Source organism: Billgrantia lactosivorans (assembly GCF_003254665.1).
GTDB lineage: Bacteria > Pseudomonadota > Gammaproteobacteria > Pseudomonadales > Halomonadaceae > Halomonas > Halomonas lactosivorans.
In genome coordinates, this window is sequence record NZ_QHGY01000001.1 from 196,558 (window position 1) to 213,208 (window position 16,651).

At 68.1% G+C, this 16,651-nt stretch carries 15 protein-coding genes; 9 read left to right on the forward strand and 6 right to left on the reverse strand.

Annotated features, from left to right (window positions below; genetic code table 11):
• Positions 1–41 precede the first annotated feature (41 nt).
• The gene (locus DIS04_RS00770) at positions 42–809 is read left to right on the forward strand and encodes a TatD family hydrolase (protein WP_111411819.1); all 768 of its coding nucleotides are present in this window, start codon (positions 42–44) and stop codon (positions 807–809) included.
• Here the strand turns inward: DIS04_RS00770 and ygfZ are convergent.
• Positions 806–1,846: a CAF17-like 4Fe-4S cluster assembly/insertion protein YgfZ gene (gene ygfZ, locus DIS04_RS00775; RefSeq protein WP_111411820.1), complete on the reverse strand. Its 1,041-nt coding sequence runs from the start codon at positions 1,844–1,846 to the stop codon at positions 806–808. The genes DIS04_RS00770 and ygfZ overlap by 4 nt on opposite strands.
• 138 nt (positions 1,847–1,984) lie before the next feature.
• Between ygfZ and DIS04_RS00780 the strand changes: the two genes are divergently transcribed.
• From DIS04_RS00780 to uvrB, 3 genes are all read left to right on the forward strand, one after another.
• On the forward strand, positions 1,985–2,182 hold the full coding sequence (locus tag DIS04_RS00780) for a hypothetical protein (RefSeq protein WP_111411821.1): 198 nt from the start codon (positions 1,985–1,987) through the stop codon (positions 2,180–2,182).
• Positions 2,183–2,198: 16 nt separating this feature from the next.
• Positions 2,199–2,621, forward strand: a complete 423-nt coding sequence (locus DIS04_RS00785) for an OsmC family protein (protein ID WP_111411822.1) — start codon at positions 2,199–2,201, stop codon at positions 2,619–2,621.
• Positions 2,622–2,709: 88 nt separating this feature from the next.
• Positions 2,710–4,731, forward strand: a complete 2,022-nt coding sequence (uvrB, locus tag DIS04_RS00790; RefSeq protein WP_111411823.1) for an excinuclease ABC subunit UvrB — start codon at positions 2,710–2,712, stop codon at positions 4,729–4,731.
• A gap of 81 nt (positions 4,732–4,812) precedes the next feature.
• Here uvrB and DIS04_RS00795 read toward each other — a convergent pair whose 3' ends face one another.
• Positions 4,813–6,600: a thiamine pyrophosphate-requiring protein gene (locus DIS04_RS00795; RefSeq protein ID WP_111411824.1), complete on the reverse strand. Its 1,788-nt coding sequence runs from the start codon at positions 6,598–6,600 to the stop codon at positions 4,813–4,815.
• 250 nt (positions 6,601–6,850) lie between these two features.
• On the opposite strand from DIS04_RS00795, the gene DIS04_RS00800 reads away from it, so the two are divergent.
• The 3 genes from DIS04_RS00800 (at position 6,851) to DIS04_RS00810 (ending at position 10,913) form a co-directional block, all read left to right on the forward strand.
• A complete protein-coding gene (locus DIS04_RS00800; RefSeq protein WP_111411825.1) occupies positions 6,851–8,356 on the forward strand; it encodes a fumarate hydratase in 1,506 nt (501 codons plus the stop codon).
• Positions 8,357–8,479: 123 nt separating this feature from the next.
• Positions 8,480–9,898: a cardiolipin synthase gene (cls, locus tag DIS04_RS00805; RefSeq protein WP_111411826.1), complete on the forward strand. Its 1,419-nt coding sequence runs from the start codon at positions 8,480–8,482 to the stop codon at positions 9,896–9,898.
• Positions 9,899–9,995: 97 nt separating this feature from the next.
• A complete protein-coding gene (locus DIS04_RS00810) occupies positions 9,996–10,913 on the forward strand; it encodes a LysR substrate-binding domain-containing protein (protein ID WP_111411827.1) in 918 nt (305 codons plus the stop codon).
• Positions 10,914–11,065: 152 nt separating this feature from the next.
• Here the strand turns inward: DIS04_RS00810 and DIS04_RS00815 are convergent, their stop codons facing one another.
• Positions 11,066–12,142, reverse strand: coding sequence for a bifunctional nicotinamide-nucleotide adenylyltransferase/Nudix hydroxylase (locus DIS04_RS00815; RefSeq protein ID WP_111411828.1), 1,077 nt, complete (start codon positions 12,140–12,142; stop codon positions 11,066–11,068).
• Positions 12,143–12,277: 135 nt separating this feature from the next.
• Between DIS04_RS00815 and DIS04_RS00820 the strand changes: the two genes are divergently transcribed.
• Entirely contained in the window at positions 12,278–13,183 is a 906-nt protein-coding gene (locus DIS04_RS00820; RefSeq protein WP_111411829.1) for a YihY/virulence factor BrkB family protein, read from the forward strand.
• A 34-nt stretch (positions 13,184–13,217) separates the two neighbouring features.
• On the opposite strand, the gene DIS04_RS00825 is transcribed toward DIS04_RS00820, so the two are convergent.
• Positions 13,218–14,255 carry a Glu/Leu/Phe/Val family dehydrogenase gene (locus DIS04_RS00825; RefSeq protein WP_111411830.1) on the reverse strand — a complete coding sequence of 346 codons (1,038 nt, stop codon included), beginning with the start codon at positions 14,253–14,255 and terminating at the stop codon, positions 13,218–13,220.
• Positions 14,256–14,499: 244 nt separating this feature from the next.
• On the opposite strand from DIS04_RS00825, the gene DIS04_RS00830 reads away from it, so the two are divergent.
• Entirely contained in the window at positions 14,500–14,772 is a 273-nt protein-coding gene (locus DIS04_RS00830; protein WP_111411831.1) for an acylphosphatase, read from the forward strand.
• A gap of 12 nt (positions 14,773–14,784) precedes the next feature.
• Here the strand turns inward: DIS04_RS00830 and DIS04_RS00835 are convergent, their stop codons facing one another.
• Both DIS04_RS00835 and DIS04_RS00840 read right to left on the reverse strand, forming a co-directional pair.
• A complete protein-coding gene (locus DIS04_RS00835) occupies positions 14,785–15,726 on the reverse strand; it encodes a nucleoside hydrolase (protein WP_111411832.1) in 942 nt (313 codons plus the stop codon).
• Positions 15,727–15,744: 18 nt separating this feature from the next.
• Complete coding sequence (locus DIS04_RS00840) at positions 15,745–16,650, reverse strand: ribokinase (RefSeq protein ID WP_111411833.1); 906 nt, start codon at positions 16,648–16,650, stop codon at positions 15,745–15,747.
• Between the last annotated feature and the right edge of the window lies 1 nt (position 16,651).

A 16,651-nucleotide genomic window follows, 5' to 3' on the forward strand; every position in this document is an offset into this window, starting at 1 on the left:
GCAGGCGGCGAGGCCACGCCACGCAAGGGAGCACGACACGGATGTTGATCGACGCTCACTGTCACCTCGACTTCGAGGCCTTCGACGACGACCGCGAGGCGATGTTCGAACGCGCCCGTGCGGCCGGCGTGGGTCACTTCATGGTGCCGGGCACCACCCGCGAGCGCTGGCCGGCGGTGCTGGCGCTGGGCGCGCGCGAGGACGTTCACGTCAGCCTCGGCCTGCATCCCTATTTCATGCATGAGCACGGTGAAGGCGACGTCGAGGCGCTGGCGCAGCTGCTGGATGAGCGACCCGAGGTGCGGGCGCTGGGGGAGTGCGGTATCGACGCCCGCTTCGAGGAGACCCTGGACGACCAGTGGGCGCTGTTCGATGCCCAGTTGCGCCTGGCCAAGGCGCGCCGGCTGCCGGCGGTGATCCACTGCGTGCACGCCAACGACAAGGTCTCCAAGCGGCTGCGCCAGCTCGATCTGCCGGCGGGCGGCCTGATCCATGCCTTTGCCGGCTCGCCGGACCAGGCCTGGAAATTCCTCGATCTCGGCTTCGTGGTGGGGCTGGGCGGGGCGGTCACCTACCAACGCGCCCAGCGCCTGTGGCGCGCGGTGAAGCGCCTGCCGACCGATGGCTTCGTGCTAGAGACCGACAGCCCCGACATGCCGCTGTGCGGCTACCAGGGGCAGCGCAACGAACCGGCGCGCCTCGCCCAGGTCTGCGACATGGTGGCAAAGCTGAGGGGGGAATCGCCGGCGACGATCGCCGCCCAGAGCACGGCGACCGCCCAGCGTGTCTTCGGCTTGGACGTGCCCTAGGCGCTTGCCTGGGCCAGGTTCTCCGGGTCGAGGCGTTCGATCGGGTAGGGCAGCTTGAGCAGCTTGACGGCCTGGCCCTCGACGCTGAGCGGGCCGATATCCTCCCGCGTGCTCAGCACGGCGAGTATCTCCACCTGGCCGTAGGCGTCGAGCTCCGCGGCGACCACCTCGCCCAGGCTCTTGCCGTCGTCGTCGACCACCGTTGCGCCGCGTGCAGGCAGACGATCTCCCTCGAGCTGGGCCCGGGCCAGGCGCTTCTTCACCTGGCCGCGGAAGTGCGCGCGCGCCACCACCTCCTGGCCGGTGTAGCAGCCCTTCTTGAAGCTGACGCCGCCCAGCGCCTCCCAGTTGATCATCTGCGGCAGCAGGGCGTCCTGATGAGCGGGAGTGAGCCAGGCGAGCCCGGCCTGGATGTCCTGCAGGCACCACACGGCGTTGCCGACCGGCACCGCCTGTTGGCTGAGCCGGGAGGCGACCGCCTCGGCCTGGGCCCGCGGCAGGCAGGCCAGCAGACGCGACTGCGGGCCCGGGTGGGCCAGCAACTGGACCTCCCCGTTGCCTGATTGATGCCAGATGGCGGGGGGGGCGACGTCGAAGCGCACCTCTGCCAGGGCGCGGGCCTCCTTGCCGATCAGCCCCAGCAGGACCAGGTCGTCGCGGATGGCAAGCTCGCTCTTGTAGAAGGGCGCGAACTTGCCGAGGTGGTCGCGCAGCGGCGCGAGCAGGCCGCGGTGCAGGATCAGCCGGTAGCGCTCGGCGTCGATGCGCAGCAGCTGGGCGTTGGCCAGCATGCGGCCCTTGGCGCTGCAGAAGCAGGTCAGCGGGGCGAAGCTGCCGTCGGCGAGATCGACCTGGGCGCTGGCCTGCCCCTGCAGCAGCTTGGCGGCGCCGGGCCCGACCACGTCGAGTACGCCGAGGTGGACGAGCGGGCTGATGACGGTGTGGTCCATGGCCTGACGGGCGGGCTCGGGTGTGTCGAACGCCACTCGGTCATCGCTCACGCGTCGCCCGCCCAGGGTGGTTATCCAATCGCTCATGCCTGTCTGGCTCCGGGTCGTCGTCGGGGGATCGTGTTGTCAGGTATGCGGGCGCAGGCGGCCGATTGCAAGCGGTGCCGCACCCGGAAGGCCATGCTAGACTTGCGCTTTGCTCGTTCCAGGCCCAGGGAGTCATGCATGCCACAGCAGTCGCTCAGCTTCAGCGGCGTGGAGAACGCCGACCAGGTCAACCGAATCACCACGGCCCTGATGATGGTGGACGGCGTGGAGAGCGCCGAGGTGGGCCGTCATGGGGCGGAAGTCGAGGGGCGGGTCAGCCGCGACGCGCTGATCCGTGCCGTCCAGGCGCTCAAGCTTCCCATCGACGTCAAGTAGCCAGGCAAATTCGACCATGAACAAGACCATCGAGATCATCAGCGAGCGCAACAGCATCTTTCGCCAGCGGGTGCGGATCGAAGGCTTCGAGGACCTCGCGGTCGACGTGCCCAAGGCCTTCGGCGGCGAGGGCAGTGCACCGGACCCGCACGACTACTTCGACCTCTCTCTCGGCGCCTGCAAGGCGATCACGGCGCAGATGTACGCCCGGCGCAAGCAGTGGCCGCTCGAGGGCATCGGCGTGCGGGTCAACCGCGACGACAGCGAGGAACGCAAGGGCGTTTACCGACTCGAAGTGGTGATGACCTTCCATGGCATCGAGGACGAGGCGCAGCGGGCGCGGCTCGAGGAGATCAGCCACAAGTGCCCGATTCACCGCCTGATGACCAGCGCCACCGTGGAGGTCACCACGCGCGCCGTCGATGTCACCGAGGCATAGGGGCCGCCAGCGCTGCTGTACCCGAGGTTTCGTTGACGGCACGTTCCGACCAGGCGCCCACGGCGCCTGAAACCCGCCTGGAGTCGCCATGAGCAAGCCGTTTCGCCTCAACGCCAATTTCAAGCCCGCCGGCGACCAGCCCTCCGCGATAGAGGGCCTGATCTGCGGGCTCGAGTCCGGGCTGGCCCACCAGACGCTGCTCGGCGTGACCGGCTCCGGCAAGACCTTCACCATGGCCAACGTGGTCGAGCGCCTGCAGCGGCCGACCATCGTCATGGCGCCCAACAAGACCCTGGCCGCCCAGCTCTATGGCGAATTCAAGTCGTTCTTCCCCGACAACGCCATCGAGTACTTCGTCTCCTACTACGACTACTACCAGCCGGAGGCCTATGTGCCTTCGTCGGACACCTTCATCGAGAAGGATGCCTCGATCAACGATCACATCGAGCAGATGCGCCTGTCGGCGACCAAGGCGCTGCTCGAGCGCCGCGATGCGCTGATCGTGGTCTCGGTGTCGGCGATCTACGGTCTCGGCGACCCCGACCAGTACCTGAAGATGCGCCTGCACTTCACCCGCGGCGAGCTGATCGACCAGCGCCGCTTCCTGCGCCGCCTGGCCGAGCTGCAGTACACCCGCAACGACATGGACTTCAAGCGCGGCACCTACCGGGTGCGCGGCGACGTGATCGATATCTACCCGGCCGATTCCGACGAGGAGGCGGTGCGGGTCGAGCTGTTCGACGACGAGATCGACTCGATCCGGCTGTTCGACCCGCTGACCGGAGAAGTGCGCGGCCAGGTGCCGCGCATGACCATCTACCCCAAGAGCCACTACGTCACGCCGCGGGAGACCATCATCTCGGCCGCCGAGGCGATCAAGGCCGAGCTGGTCGAGCGCCTGGCATGGCTGCGCAAGAACGACCGCCTGGTCGAGGCGCAGCGGCTCGAGCAGCGCACCCTCTACGACCTCGAGATGATGAACGAGCTGGGCTACTGCAACGGCATCGAGAACTACTCGCGCTATCTCTCGGGTCGCAACCCCGGCGAGCCGCCGCCCACCTTCTTCGACTACCTGCCGGACGACGCGCTGCTGTTCATCGACGAGTCCCACGTCAGCGTCCCCCAGGTCGGCGGCATGTACAAGGGCGACCGCTCGCGCAAGGAGACCCTGGTCGAATACGGTTTCCGCCTGCCCTCGGCGCTCGACAACCGCCCCATGACCTTCGAGGAGTGGGAGCGCATCTGCCCGCAGACCATCTTCGTCTCGGCCACGCCGGGCCCCTACGAGGCCGAGCACGCCGGCCAGGTGGTGGAGCAGGTGGTGCGCCCCACCGGGCTGATCGATCCCGAGATCGAGGTGCGTCCGGCCTCGACCCAGGTCGACGACCTGCTCTCCGAGATTCGCCTGCGCGCCGAGGTGGGCGAGCGGGTGCTGGTCACCACCCTGACCAAGCGCATGGCGGAGGACCTCACCGAGTACCTCGACGAGCATGACGTGCGGGTGCGCTACCTGCACTCGGACATCGACACGGTGGAGCGGGTCGAGATCATCCGCGACCTGCGTCTGGGCAAGTTCGACGTGCTGGTGGGCATCAACCTGCTGCGCGAGGGCCTCGACATCCCCGAGGTCTCGCTGGTGGCGATCCTCGATGCCGACAAGGAGGGCTTCCTGCGCAACGAGCGCTCGCTGATCCAGACCATCGGCCGGGCGGCGCGCAACGCCCACGGCAAGGCGATCCTCTACGCCGACCGGGTGACCGACTCCATGCGCCGCGCCATCGACGAGACCGAGCGGCGCCGCGCCAAGCAGATCGCCCACAACGAGCAGCACGGCATCACGCCCACCACCGTGACCCGCTCGGTGGCCGACATCATGGAGGCGGCCCAGGCCCCGGGACGCAAGGGCAAGGGGCGGCGCAGCGAGCGCAAGGTGGCCGAGGGCGCGGCGATCTACGATATCTCCGAACTCTCGCCGACCGAGCTGGTCAAGGAGGTCTCGCGGGTCGAGGATGCCATGTTCGAGGCAGCCCAGAACCTGGAGTTCGAGGAGGCGGCCAGGCTGCGCGACCGGCTGCATGAGCTCCAGGAGCGGCAGCTGGCGCTGGGGTAGTTCCCCTGCTGCAGCGCCCCGCCTGCCTGCCTGCCTGCGATCGAGGCAGGGGCGGTCGTCGTCACCCTGAGCGCCGGGTCGTCACTTCTTGCGCTTGAAAAGCGAGCGCCCCATCTGGCTGGCCGACAGCCTGGCGCTGTGCAGACCGCTGGAATCGCCCTTGAGCATCGAGGCGAGATAGCTCTTGGCCTGCTCGAACGTGATATGCGGGGGCAGGGGGGCGATGTCGCCATCGGTATAGGCATTGATGACCACCGGACGGTCGGAGGTCAGCGCCTCGTTCCACACCCGGTCGATGTCGTCGGGTTCGCGCATCACCAGGCCCTTGAAACCGAGCAGCTCGGCGTACTGGTCGTAGCGGAACTCGGGCAGGTCCTGGGAGACGTCGAACTTCGGGTCGCCCTCCATCACGCGCTGCTCCCAGGTCACCTGGCTCAGGTCGTGGTTGTTGAGCACCAGCACGATGCAGCGGGGGTCTTCCCACTCCCGCCAGTACTTGGCCAGGGTGATCAGCGCATTGTTGCCCAGCATCTGCATGGCGCCGTCGCCGACCATGGCAATGGCGGGGCGGTTCGGATGGCAGAACTTGGCGGCGATCAGGTAGGGCACGCCGTTGCCCATCGACGCCAGGCCGCCCGAGACCGAGCCCAGCATGCCCTGGCGGATCTTCAGGTTGCGTGCGTACCAGTTGGTGGCCGTCCCCACGTCGCAGGTGAGCATCACGTTCTCGGGCAGCCGCGGCGAGAGGCTCTGGAACACGAGCTGGGGGTTGATCGGCGTGGCCTGCGTGGCGGCGCGGGCCTCGGTCTTCTCCCACCAGGCGTCGATCCAGCCCTGCACCTTGCTGCGCCACTTGTCATTGGCCTTCGGCGACAGGCGTTCGGCCAGGGCGGCGAGGGTGGCGCCGGCGTCGCCATGCAGGTTGATCTCGGTGGGATAACGCACGCCCAGCGCTTCGGGCACCACGTCGATCTGGATGGCGCGGGCCTGGCCCGGTTCGGGCAGGAACTCCACGTAGGGGAAGCGCGTGCCTACCATCAGCAGGGTGTCGCACTCCTTCATCAGGCGGTCGCTGGCCTCGGTGCCGAGCAGGCCGATGGCGCCGGTCACGCCGGGCAGGTCGTCGGGGACCATGGTCTTGGCGAGTATCGCCTTGGCGATGCCGGCGCCGGTGAGGTCGGCCACGCGCACGAGTTCCTCGACGGCATGCTTGACCCCGGCGCCGGCCAGGATGGCGACCTTCTCGCCGCGGTCGAGGATCTCGGCGGCGGCGTCCAGGTCGGCGGGCTCCGGCAGCTGCTGGGGAAAGCGGTAGCCGACGCCGGAGAACACCGCGCCATGCTCGCGCGGCGGCTCCTCCATGGGCAGGTCCTGGACGTCGTTGGGCAGGATCACGCAGGTCACGGTGCGGCGGGCGAGGGCGATGCGCATGGCCTGGTCGATGACGTGGCGCGCCTGGGCGGGCTCGGTGACCATCTGCACGTATTCGCCGGCCACGTCCTTGAACAGCGCCATCAGGTCCAGCTCCTGCTGGTAGTCGGTACCCAGGCTCTTGCGCGCCTGCTGGCCGACGATGGCCACCGCCGGCATGTGGTCCTTGCGCGCATCGTAGAGCCCGTTGAGCAGATGCACGGCACCGGGACCCGAAGTGGCGACACAGACGCCGACCTGGTCGCTGAACTTGGCATGCCCGCAGGCCATGAAGGCGGCCACCTCCTCGTGGCGTGGCTGGATCAGGCGTGGGTTGCCCTCGGCACGGCGCAGGGCGGACATGAAGCCGTTGATGCCGTCGCCGGAGTAGCCATAGAGGCGCTCCACGCCCCATTCGCGCAGGCGGGAAACGAGAAAGTCGCTGACGGTCGGTTGCATGATCGACTCCTTGATCGGGTTCCGGGGTCCTTGGCGGGCTACTGGGAAGCGTAGAGTGGCGGGGAGAAACCGACAAATGACGATTTTATACCGTTATCTTACGGCGCGCCCACAGCCATCCTACGACCTTGGCGGCACGCCGCTGTCGAGCCGCTCCCGATACGGTATAATTTGCCCCCGTTCGAGCCCGCCGTTTCGCGATGCGAACCCAGAAGCGGGCATGCCGATACTGCCGAGGAGTTCCTTGCCCATGACCGTGATCCGCCAGGACGATCTGATCCAGAGCGTCGCCGACGCCCTGCAGTACATCTCCTATTACCACCCCAAGGATTTCATCGACGCCATGGCGGCGGCGTACGAACGGGAGGAGAACCCGGCGGCCAAGGATGCCATCGCCCAGATCCTGATCAACTCGCGCATGTGCGCCATGGGCCACCGACCGATCTGCCAGGACACCGGCATCGTCACCGTATTCGTGCATGTTGGCATGAACGTTCGCTTCGAGGCCGACATGAGCCTCGACGACATGATCAACGAGGGCGTGCGGCGCGCCTACAACTTCCCCGACAACGTGCTGCGCGCCTCGGTGCTGGCCGACCCCGACGGGGCGCGCAAGAACACCGGCGACAATACCCCGGCGGTGATCCACCACAAGCTGGTACCCGGCGATACCGTCGAGGTCCACGTGGCAGCCAAGGGCGGCGGCAGCGAGGCCAAGAGCAAGTTCGCCATGCTCAACCCCTCCGACAGCGTGGCCGACTGGGTGATGGAGCAGCTGCCCAAGATGGGCGCCGGCTGGTGCCCGCCGGGCATGCTCGGTATCGGCATCGGCGGCACCGCCGAGAAGGCGATGGAGATCGCCAAGGAGGCGCTGCTCGACCCCATCGACATCCAGGAGCTGCAGGCGCGTGGCCCGTCCAACCGCGCCGAGGAGCTGCGCCTGGAGCTGTTCGACAGGGTCAACAAGAGCGGCATCGGTGCCCAGGGCCTGGGCGGGCTGACCACGGTACTCGACATCAAGGTCAGGGACTACCCGACCCATGCCGCCAACAAGCCGGTGGCGATCATCCCCAACTGCGCCGCTACCCGCCATGCGCATTTCACCCTGGATGGCAGCGGCCCGGCGGCACTGCCGGCGCCGAAGCTCGAGGACTGGCCCGAGATCACCCGCGAGGCCGGGGACAACGTCAAGCGCGTCAACCTGGATACCGTAACGGCTGAGGAAGTGCAGAGCTGGCAGCCGGGCGACACCCTGCTGCTCAACGGCAAGCTGCTCACCGGCCGCGATGCCGCCCACAAGCGCATGGTCGACATGATCGCCAAGGGCGAGGCGCTGCCGGTCGACCTGAAGGGGCGCTTCATCTACTACGTCGGCCCGGTGGATCCGGTGCGCGGCGAGGTGGTGGGCCCGGCCGGCCCGACCACGGCCACCCGCATGGACAAGTTCACCCGCACCATGCTGGAGGAGACCGGCCTGCTGGGGATGGTCGGCAAGGCCGAGCGCGGCCCGGCCGCCATCGAGGCGATCCGCGACAACAAGGCGGTCTACCTGATGGCCGTGGGCGGTTCCGCCTACCTGGTGGCGCAGGCGATCAAGAAGTCCCGCGTGGTGGGCTTCGCCGACCTGGGGATGGAGGCGATCTACGAGTTCGAGGTCGAGGACATGCCGGTCACCGTGGCGGTGGACAGCCAGGGCACCTCGGTGCACCAGACCGGACCCGCGAGGTGGAAGGAGATCATCGCCGAGCGCGCCTGATTCCCCTACGCCGCGGCTCCGGCACCAGGGGCGGCCGCAGCGGGCCCGAGACAGCCTCGCCAACTGGCGGGGCTGCCGTCCTCTGGGGTATGCTGCAGCCTGCTGTTTTTTCAGGGAGAGATCATGGCATCCTGGCTGTTCGGCCTGGCGATCTTCATGGTGCACCTGGTGGGCATTCTGTCGGCGGTCCTGGCGCTGCTCTCCAGTCGCACCTCTCAGGGCGCCGTGGCCTGGATCATCTCCCTGATCACCATTCCCTACCTCGCGGTGCCGGCCTACTGGATCTTCGGCCGGCCGCGTTTCTACGGCTACGTCTCGGCGCGCGGCGAGCGCGACACCGTGCTGCGGCGTATCCTCGCCGATTACCGCACCCGCCTCGAGCCCTACCTGGCCGATGCCCGCAGCCCCGACGTCCGCGCGGTGGAGCGGCTGGCCATGATGCCGCTGACCAGCGGCAACCATGCGCAGCTGCTGATCGACGGCAAGGCCACGTTCGACAGCATCTTCGCCGGCATCGATGCCGCCCGCGACTACGTGCTGGTGCAGTTCTTCATCGTCCGCCACGATGCCCTGGGGCAGCAGTTGAAGGAGCACCTGCTGCGTGCCGTGCGACGCGACGTGCGGGTCTACTTCCTGTACGACGAGGTCGGCAGCCGCAAGCTCGCCGAGGGGTATCTTCGCGAGCTCGCCGATGCGGGGGTGGAAGTGAGCCCGTTCCGCTCCTCGCGCGGCTTCAAGCACCGCTTTCAGCTCAACTTTCGCAACCACCGCAAGATCCTGGTGATCGACGGCCGCGAGGGCTGGCTCGGCGGTTTCAACGTCGGGGTCGAGTACCTCGGCCAGCATCCGCGCCACGGTCCCTGGCGCGACACCCACCTCAAGCTGACCGGTCCCAGCGTGCTGGGCCTGCAGGAGGCCTTCTGGGAGGACTGGCACTGGGCGACCGGCGAAGTCATCAAGCTGTGCTGGGAGCCGCTGGTGACCTGCGACGAGTGCCAGAACGTGGTCATCGTGCCGTCGGGCCCCGCCGACCGCCAGGAAACCGCCAGCCTGCTGGTGCAGCAGTCGATTCACAGCGCCAACGAGCGGCTGTGGGTCACCAGCCCCTACTTCGTGCCCGACCAGGGCGTGCAGGATGCCCTGCGCCTGGCGGCCATGCGCGGGGTCGACGTGCGGATCATGATGCCCGAACATCCCGATCACCTGCTGATCTACATCTCGGCGTTCTCGTTCCTGCCCGACATGGTGCGGGCGGGGGTCAAGGTCTATCGCTACCAGCCGGGCTTCCTGCACCAGAAGGTCATCCTGATCGACGACGCCGCGGCGGCGGTCGGCACGGTGAATCTCGACAACCGCTCGTTCCGCCTCAACTTCGAGATCACCGCCTTCATTCCCGACCGAGGCTTCGCGGCCGAAGTGCGCCTGATGCTGGAGCGCGATTTCGCCAATTGCCGTCGTATCACCTACGAGGAGCTGCAGCGCCGCCCGCTGTGGAGCAAGATCGTTTCCCGCGCCGCCTACCTCACGGCGCCGATCCAGTAAACGACCAAGCCACTTGGGTTTGCGGGGTGTCTGAGGTAAATTAGGCAACGCCTACAAGCGCTTATTTCCTTCGCGATCGCTGTCAGCGGGAGTCCCGGTGAACCTCGAGACAAAGTGGCTGGAAGATTTCGTGGCCCTGGCCAACACCCGCAGCTTCTCTGCCTCCGCGCGGCAGCGACACGTCACCCAGCCGGCCTTCAGCCGGCGAATTCGTGCTCTCGAGCAGGCGGTGGGCGTGACCCTGGTCGATCGCTCGACCACGCCCATCAACCTGACGCCGGAAGGGCAGCTGTTCCTGGTCACGGCGCGCAACCTGGTGGAGCAGCTCAACGAGTGCCTGGGCCACCTGCGCGGCGTCTCCATGGCGCGCGAGGCGCTCGACATCGTGGCCGCCCACTCGCTGGCGCTGAGCTTCTATCCCGAGTGGATCTCGCGCCTCCAGGAGGGGCTCGGCGAACTGCCGACGCGCCTGGTCGCCATGAACGTGGGCGAGGCGATCCACGTGCTGCGCGAGGGCAACTGCGATCTGATGCTGGCCTATCACGACCCCTACGCGACGATGCAGCTCGACGCCGAGGTGTTCCCCTCGTTCTCCATCGGCCAGGTCAAGATGCTGCCGGTCAGCCTGCCCGACGCCAAGGGCAAGCCGCGCTTCAGCCTCGAGAGCAAGGACACCATTCCCTACCTCGCCTATACCCAGGGCGCGTTCCTCGGCCGCAGCGTGCGCATGCTGCTCAAGAACGATCCGCTGCGCCTGCGCCTGCGTACCGTCTACGAGACCGCCATGGCCGAGGGTCTCAAGGGCATGGTGCTGCAGGGGGTGGGGCTGGCCTGGATCCCCGACTTCTGCGTGCGCGAGGAGCTCAAGAGCGGTCGCCTGGTGCGCGCCGGCGGCGAGCAGTGGGACGTGCCGCTGGAGATCCGCCTCTATCGCTGTTCGCTGGTGCACAAGCCGGGGGTCGAGAAGCTGTGGCGGCAGATGATGAAGCTTCCTCGGGACTTCCTCCAAGCGTGAAACGCCTGGCGTTCCTGCTGCGCTCGCCAGGCCGGCCCCCGGCGGATCGTCGCGCCACTTCACTCCGGTAGCTCCGCTCCGGCGGTGCCCGGCCTGCCTTCGCTCGCGACGGAAAGCCGTTCTTTTCCAGGCAAGCATTCTCTATTCCTGGTTCAGATCCCGCCGAAATCGGCCGGCAGGCCGAGAAAATTCTGGATGATGAAGAAGTGGTCCTCGAACAGGCTGTCGGGCTCGAGTTCGGCCAAAGGTACCCAGCGCGCGTGATCGCCGCCCTTGACCGGCTTGAGCCGGGGAAGCTGCTGGTCGGGGCGCAGGGCGAAGTAGAAGGCCTCGGCCAGGGTGCGGCCGCGCCAGCTGCGGTGGGGTTCGTCGAACAGCCGCTGGCCGCGCAGCGAGCCCTTGAGCACTGGCTCCGGCACCTTGAGCCTCACCCGTTCGCGCAGTTCGCGCAGGCAGGCGTCGAGCAGGCGCTCGTGGGGGTTGACGAAGCCACCCGGCAGCGCCAGCAGTCCCTTGCCCGGCGCCGCGGTGCGACGGACCAGCAGCACGTGGCCCGACTGCACCACCACGGCGTTGACGGTGACGAAGATCGGCGGATAGGGGGCGTTGGCCCAGGCGCGGCGATACTGGTCGAGCAGTGTCTGCTCCTCCATCAGCTGCAGGTGGGCGTCGCTGCCGGCGAAGTCGCGCAGCGCATCGCACACCCCGGGGGGCAGGTCGTGGGTCGCCCCGGTGCTGAGGTAGTCCTCGGTGGAAGAGAGCGAACGAAACAGGCGCTCGCGGATCTGGCTGGCGGAGATGCCGTCGACCAGCGGCACGCTGACCGACTCCCACTGGGGAAACAGCGTCAGGTAGTAGCTCGACTGGCCGCGGCTGGCCCCGATCAGGCCGATGCGCGGCAGCCGAGCGTGGTGATGGCCGGCGATGTCACGCACCTTGCGCTGCACGTCGCGCACCCAGACGTCGTTGTTGTAGAGCGCGTCGAGCAGCGGCACGATCTCGAGTCGTGCGTTTTCCTCCTCGTCGAAGCAGCTACGCAGCTGCGCCTGGCGTTCGTCGAAGCGCCACGGGTTGCGCAGCGAGCGTGCCTGCCACGCCGAGCCGACCAGCACGATCACCTGGCGCGCATGGCGCAGAGCCTCGTTGATCACCGCCAGGTGCCCGAGGTGGGGGGGCTGGAAACGGCCGATGAAGACGAGACAGTCGAAATCGTGATCGGCGGGGCTCATCGGCTATCCTTCGCGGTTGGCTCGGGGGGCTCCATTATGGGCGCGGTCGGATTCATGCTGCAATGCAGGCCGCTGGCCGACAGGAGCAGGGCGATTGCGTATGCTGAAACAGCAAATGGTTGACAAGGAGGTGGCGTGCACACTCTCTCGATCCGTTTCTGGTGGAACACGGTGCGACAGGCGTTCAGCCTGTGGCTGGAGCGCAATGCCTTCAGCTATGCCGGCTCGCTGGCGTTCTATACGCTCTTCTCCCTGGCACCGACGGTGATCATCGCGGTCACCGTGATCGGCGTGGTGTTCGGCGAGGATGCCGCCCATGGCGAGATCGTCGCGCAATTGCAGGGAACGCTGGGCGAGGAGGCGGCGCGGGCGGTGGAGCAGGCGGTGGCGGCGTCGCGTATCGAGGAGTCGGGCCTGCTGCCGACGCTGCTCGGCTTCGGCGGCCTGCTGGTCGGGGCTACCACGGTCTTCGCCCAGATGCAGTTCTCGCTCAACATGATCTGGGGTGTCACTGCCAAGCCCAGTCGCAACAGCCTGCTGATCTTCCTCAAGCAGCGTCTGCTGTCGCTCGCCGTGGTGCTCGCCATCGGTTTCATCCTGCTCGTCTCGCTGCTGGTGGGCGTGATGGTGCGGGCCCTGCTGCAGGCCATCGGCGAATCCATGCCATGGATCGGCCCCCTGACGACGGGGGCGGAATTCGTGATCTCCCTGGTCGTGATCGCCGCCCTGTTTGCCACCATCTTCAAGGTGCTCCCGGACGTGGTGCTGAGCTGGCGGGACGTGCTGCTGGGCGCACTGGTCACGGCGCTGCTGTTCGCCATCGGCCGCAGCGCCATCGCTTCCTACCTGGCCTATACCGCCACGGCATCGACCTATGGCGCCGCCGGCTCGCTGGTGATGATCCTGCTGTGGGTCTACTACAGTTCGCTGATCCTGCTGTTCGGGGCCGCCTTTACCCGCAGCTACCTGATCGCGAAGGGGCGCGAGGTGGTACCGCGCCACAGTGCCGTGATCGTCAAGCGCGAGCTGGTCATGGAGTGATCGACGCCGGGCGGGCATGCCGCCCGGCGACCGTTCAGCCCTGCAGGCGCTCGCGGGCTAGCCGATCGGCCACCTCCGCCGGGTTCCGGCTCTCCGCGCGAGCGCGCGTGAGGATCTCGTCGACGGTATCGGCAATCCGCTCCACGTGGCGCATCACCGCCTCCCGGTCGTAGTGGTCGTGGCGCTGGGCTTCCACCTCGATGACGCCTCCCGCGTTGGCGACGTAATCGGGAGCGTAGAGAATTCCCCGCGCGTGCAGGCGCTCCGCCACGTCGGGGGTGGCGAGCTGGTTGTTGGCCGCACCGCAGACGACCCTGGCCTGCAGGCGCTCGGCCACTTCCGCGGTGAGTACCGCGCCCATGGCGCACGGAGCGAAGACGTCGACCTCGGCAGCGAAGATCGCCTCGGCCGCCACGCTCTGCGCGCCGAGCGCTTCGGCGAGGCTGCCCAGGCGGTCACGGTCGACGTCGGTCAGCACCAGCCTGGCGCCCGCCTCGTGAAGCTCGCGGGCCAGGTGGGCGCCGACGTGCCCAACGCCCTGGATGGCCACGCGCAGTCCCTTCAGGTCGTCGCGACCGAAGCGATGGCGCACGGCGCTCTTCAGTGCGCAGAACACGCCGTGGGCGGTGAAGGGCGAGGGGTCGCCCGACTCCCCGTCGTGACCCAGGCCACTGACGTGGCGGGTCTCCTCGCGTATCAGGCGCATGTCCTCCTCGCCGCTGCCGGAGTCCTCGGCGGTGATGTAGCGGCCTCCCAGCGACTCGACGAGCCGGCCCATGGCGCGAAGCATCCCGGGAGTCTTGTCACGACGGGGGTCGGCGATGATGACCGCCTTGCCGCCACCGAGGGGCAGGTCGGCCAGCGCCGACTTGTAGGTCATGCCGCGTGACAGGCGCAGCACATCGGTGAGAGCGTCGTCCTCGTCGGCATAGGGGTAGATGCGCAGACCGCCCAGGGCGGGGCCGCGTCGCGTGTCGTGGATGGCGATGATGGCCCGCAGGCCGCTCGCTGCGTCGCAGCCGAAGACGATCTGCTGGTGGTGGTCGAATTCGGGGTGGTCGAAGACCCGCATGGCGTTGTCTCCCTCGTGAGGATCCGTTGTTGTGTGGTGCGGAACGCAGTGGGTGGCACTGCTTCCGGTGGGGCGGCCATTGCTTGTGGCGAGGGCGCGTCCCTATCATCTAGGTTAGAGCATTTGGACCGACCGCTGGAATCCCGCTTGCGGGTCATGTGCGTTGATGGCGGAGCGCTATCCAGGCTTGACGCAAGCGGCCAGACTGAGGAAGCGTGGGAGCCGACGAAGCGAGGAGGGAAGCATGAACAAGCGCTGCGTGAAGGCCCTGGTGGCCGGCAAGGTCCAGGGCGTCTGGTATCGCCGGGCGGTTCAGGAACAGGCGCTGCAGCACGGCCTGACCGGCCACGCCAGGAACCTGGCCGACGGCCAGGTGGAAGTCCTGCTGTGCGGCGACGGCGAGGCGGTCAACCAGGTGGCCTCATGGCTGTGGCAGGGGCCGCCCGACGCCCGGGTCACCCACGTCGAGCTGGAGTCGATCGAGTGCCGCGACCCGGACTGTTTCGTCTGTCTGTAATGCCGAAGCCCCTTAGCTCAGGGTGTCGGCTATCCACTCCACCACGGCCTCGCCATCCACTTCGAGGCACACTTCCGCCAGCGGCGTCTGCGACCAGCGCTCCTGGATGAAGCCGCGGCCCTCGGGGGCGAAGAGGGTCTGGCCTTCGGCCAAGCCGTCGGTGACCACGGCCAGGTGGCCCGGTGCCGTGGTGAACAGCTCCGGGCGCAGCAGCCAGGCCAGTGCGCAGCTGTCGTGAGGGCAGCAGCCATCGATGCCGAGGAATTCACGGTAGAAGTCGCGGTAGAAGGCGTAGCTGCCGGCCAGCACCCTCCCGAGTTCGCCCTGTCCCGCCTCGATGCGCTGCATGTGGGCCTGGCTCAGCACGCAGCGGTGGGTGACGTCGAGCCCGACCAGGGTCAGCGGCCAGCCGGCGGTGAGCACGCGCTGGGCGGCATGCGGGTCGTTGAACATGTTGGCTTCCGCCACCGGCGTGACGTTGCCGCCCTCGCGGATCGAGCCGCCCATGATCACCACGCGCCTGACCTTTCCGGTCAGTGCCGGGTCGAGTTGCAGGGCGGCGGCCAGGTTGCCCACCGGCCCCACCGCGACCAGGGTGACCTCGCCGGGGCGTGCATTGACCGTGTCGACGATGAACTGCGCGGCGCTGCGCGGGTCCTTCTTGCCCTTCACCTCGGGCAGCTCGATGTTGCCCAGGCCGTTGGCGCCGTGGATATGGGCCGGCGCCGGATGGCGCGGCTTGACCAGAGGGCCGGCGGAACCCTGGGCGACGGGGATGTCGCGGCCGGCCAGCTCGCTCAGCAGCAGGGCGTTGTGAGTGGCGGTCTCGATGTCGACGTTGCCGTAGGTGGTGGTCAGGCCGAGCAGCTCGATCTCGGGATGGCGCAGGGCGATGGCGATGGCCTGGGCGTCGTCGACGCCGGGGTCGGTATCGAAGATGATCGGATGCGACACGTTGCCTCCTTGTGGGTGTCAGGCGTTCGAGGGGCTGGCGAGGAACCGCTCGACCTCGTCGCGCGGCGGGATGCTGTCGGCGGCGCCGGGACGCTGTACGCCCAGTGCCGCGGCATGGGCGGCGAGCGCCAGGCAGTCGCGGATGCTGCGCCGCTCCTGCATGGCAGCCAGGAAATAGCCGATGAAGGTGTCGCCGGCGCCGGTGGTGTCCACCGCTTCGACCGGCAGGGCAGGCTGGAAATGACGTTCTTCGCCCGACTGGTACCAGGCGCCTTCGCGGCCCAGGGTCAGTACCGTTGCGGTGCGCGGCAGCCGCGCGTGCAGGCCCTCGAGCAGCACCTGGGCATCGCTCTCCTCGGGCAGGCCGGTAAGCCAGGCGGCCTCGCCGCGGTTGACGAACAGCAGCGTGCAGGCATCGAGCGGCAGTTCGAGCACCGTGTCGCTCATCGGGGCGGGATTGAAGGCGATGGCGAGGCCATGGCGGTGCGCGCACTCGAGCAGCTCGGGCAGGGCGTTGCACTCGTTCTGCACCAGCAGCCAGGCGCCGGGTCGGGCCGCGTCGCACAGGGCGTCGCGGTGGCGGCGGGTGAAGCCGTGATTGGCGCCGGGGTACAGGATGATGGCGTTCTCGCCGTGATCGTCGACCTGGATGATGGCGTGCCCGCTGGCCTCGTCGACCAGTTCGACATGGCTGACGTCGACCCCGGCGCGGGCCAGCCGGTCACGCGCCCAGGCGTCCTGCCGGCCCAGTCGCCCCCAGTGGCAGACCTGGCCGCCTGCCAGCGCCATGGCCAGCGACTGGTTGGCCCCCTTGCCGCCTAGCCCGACCCCATAGCTGCGGCTGGCCAGGGTCTCGCCGGGGTGTACCAGGTGAGGCACGCGATAGAAGTGGTCGAGGTTGATCGAGCCGAGGTTGTGCAGCATG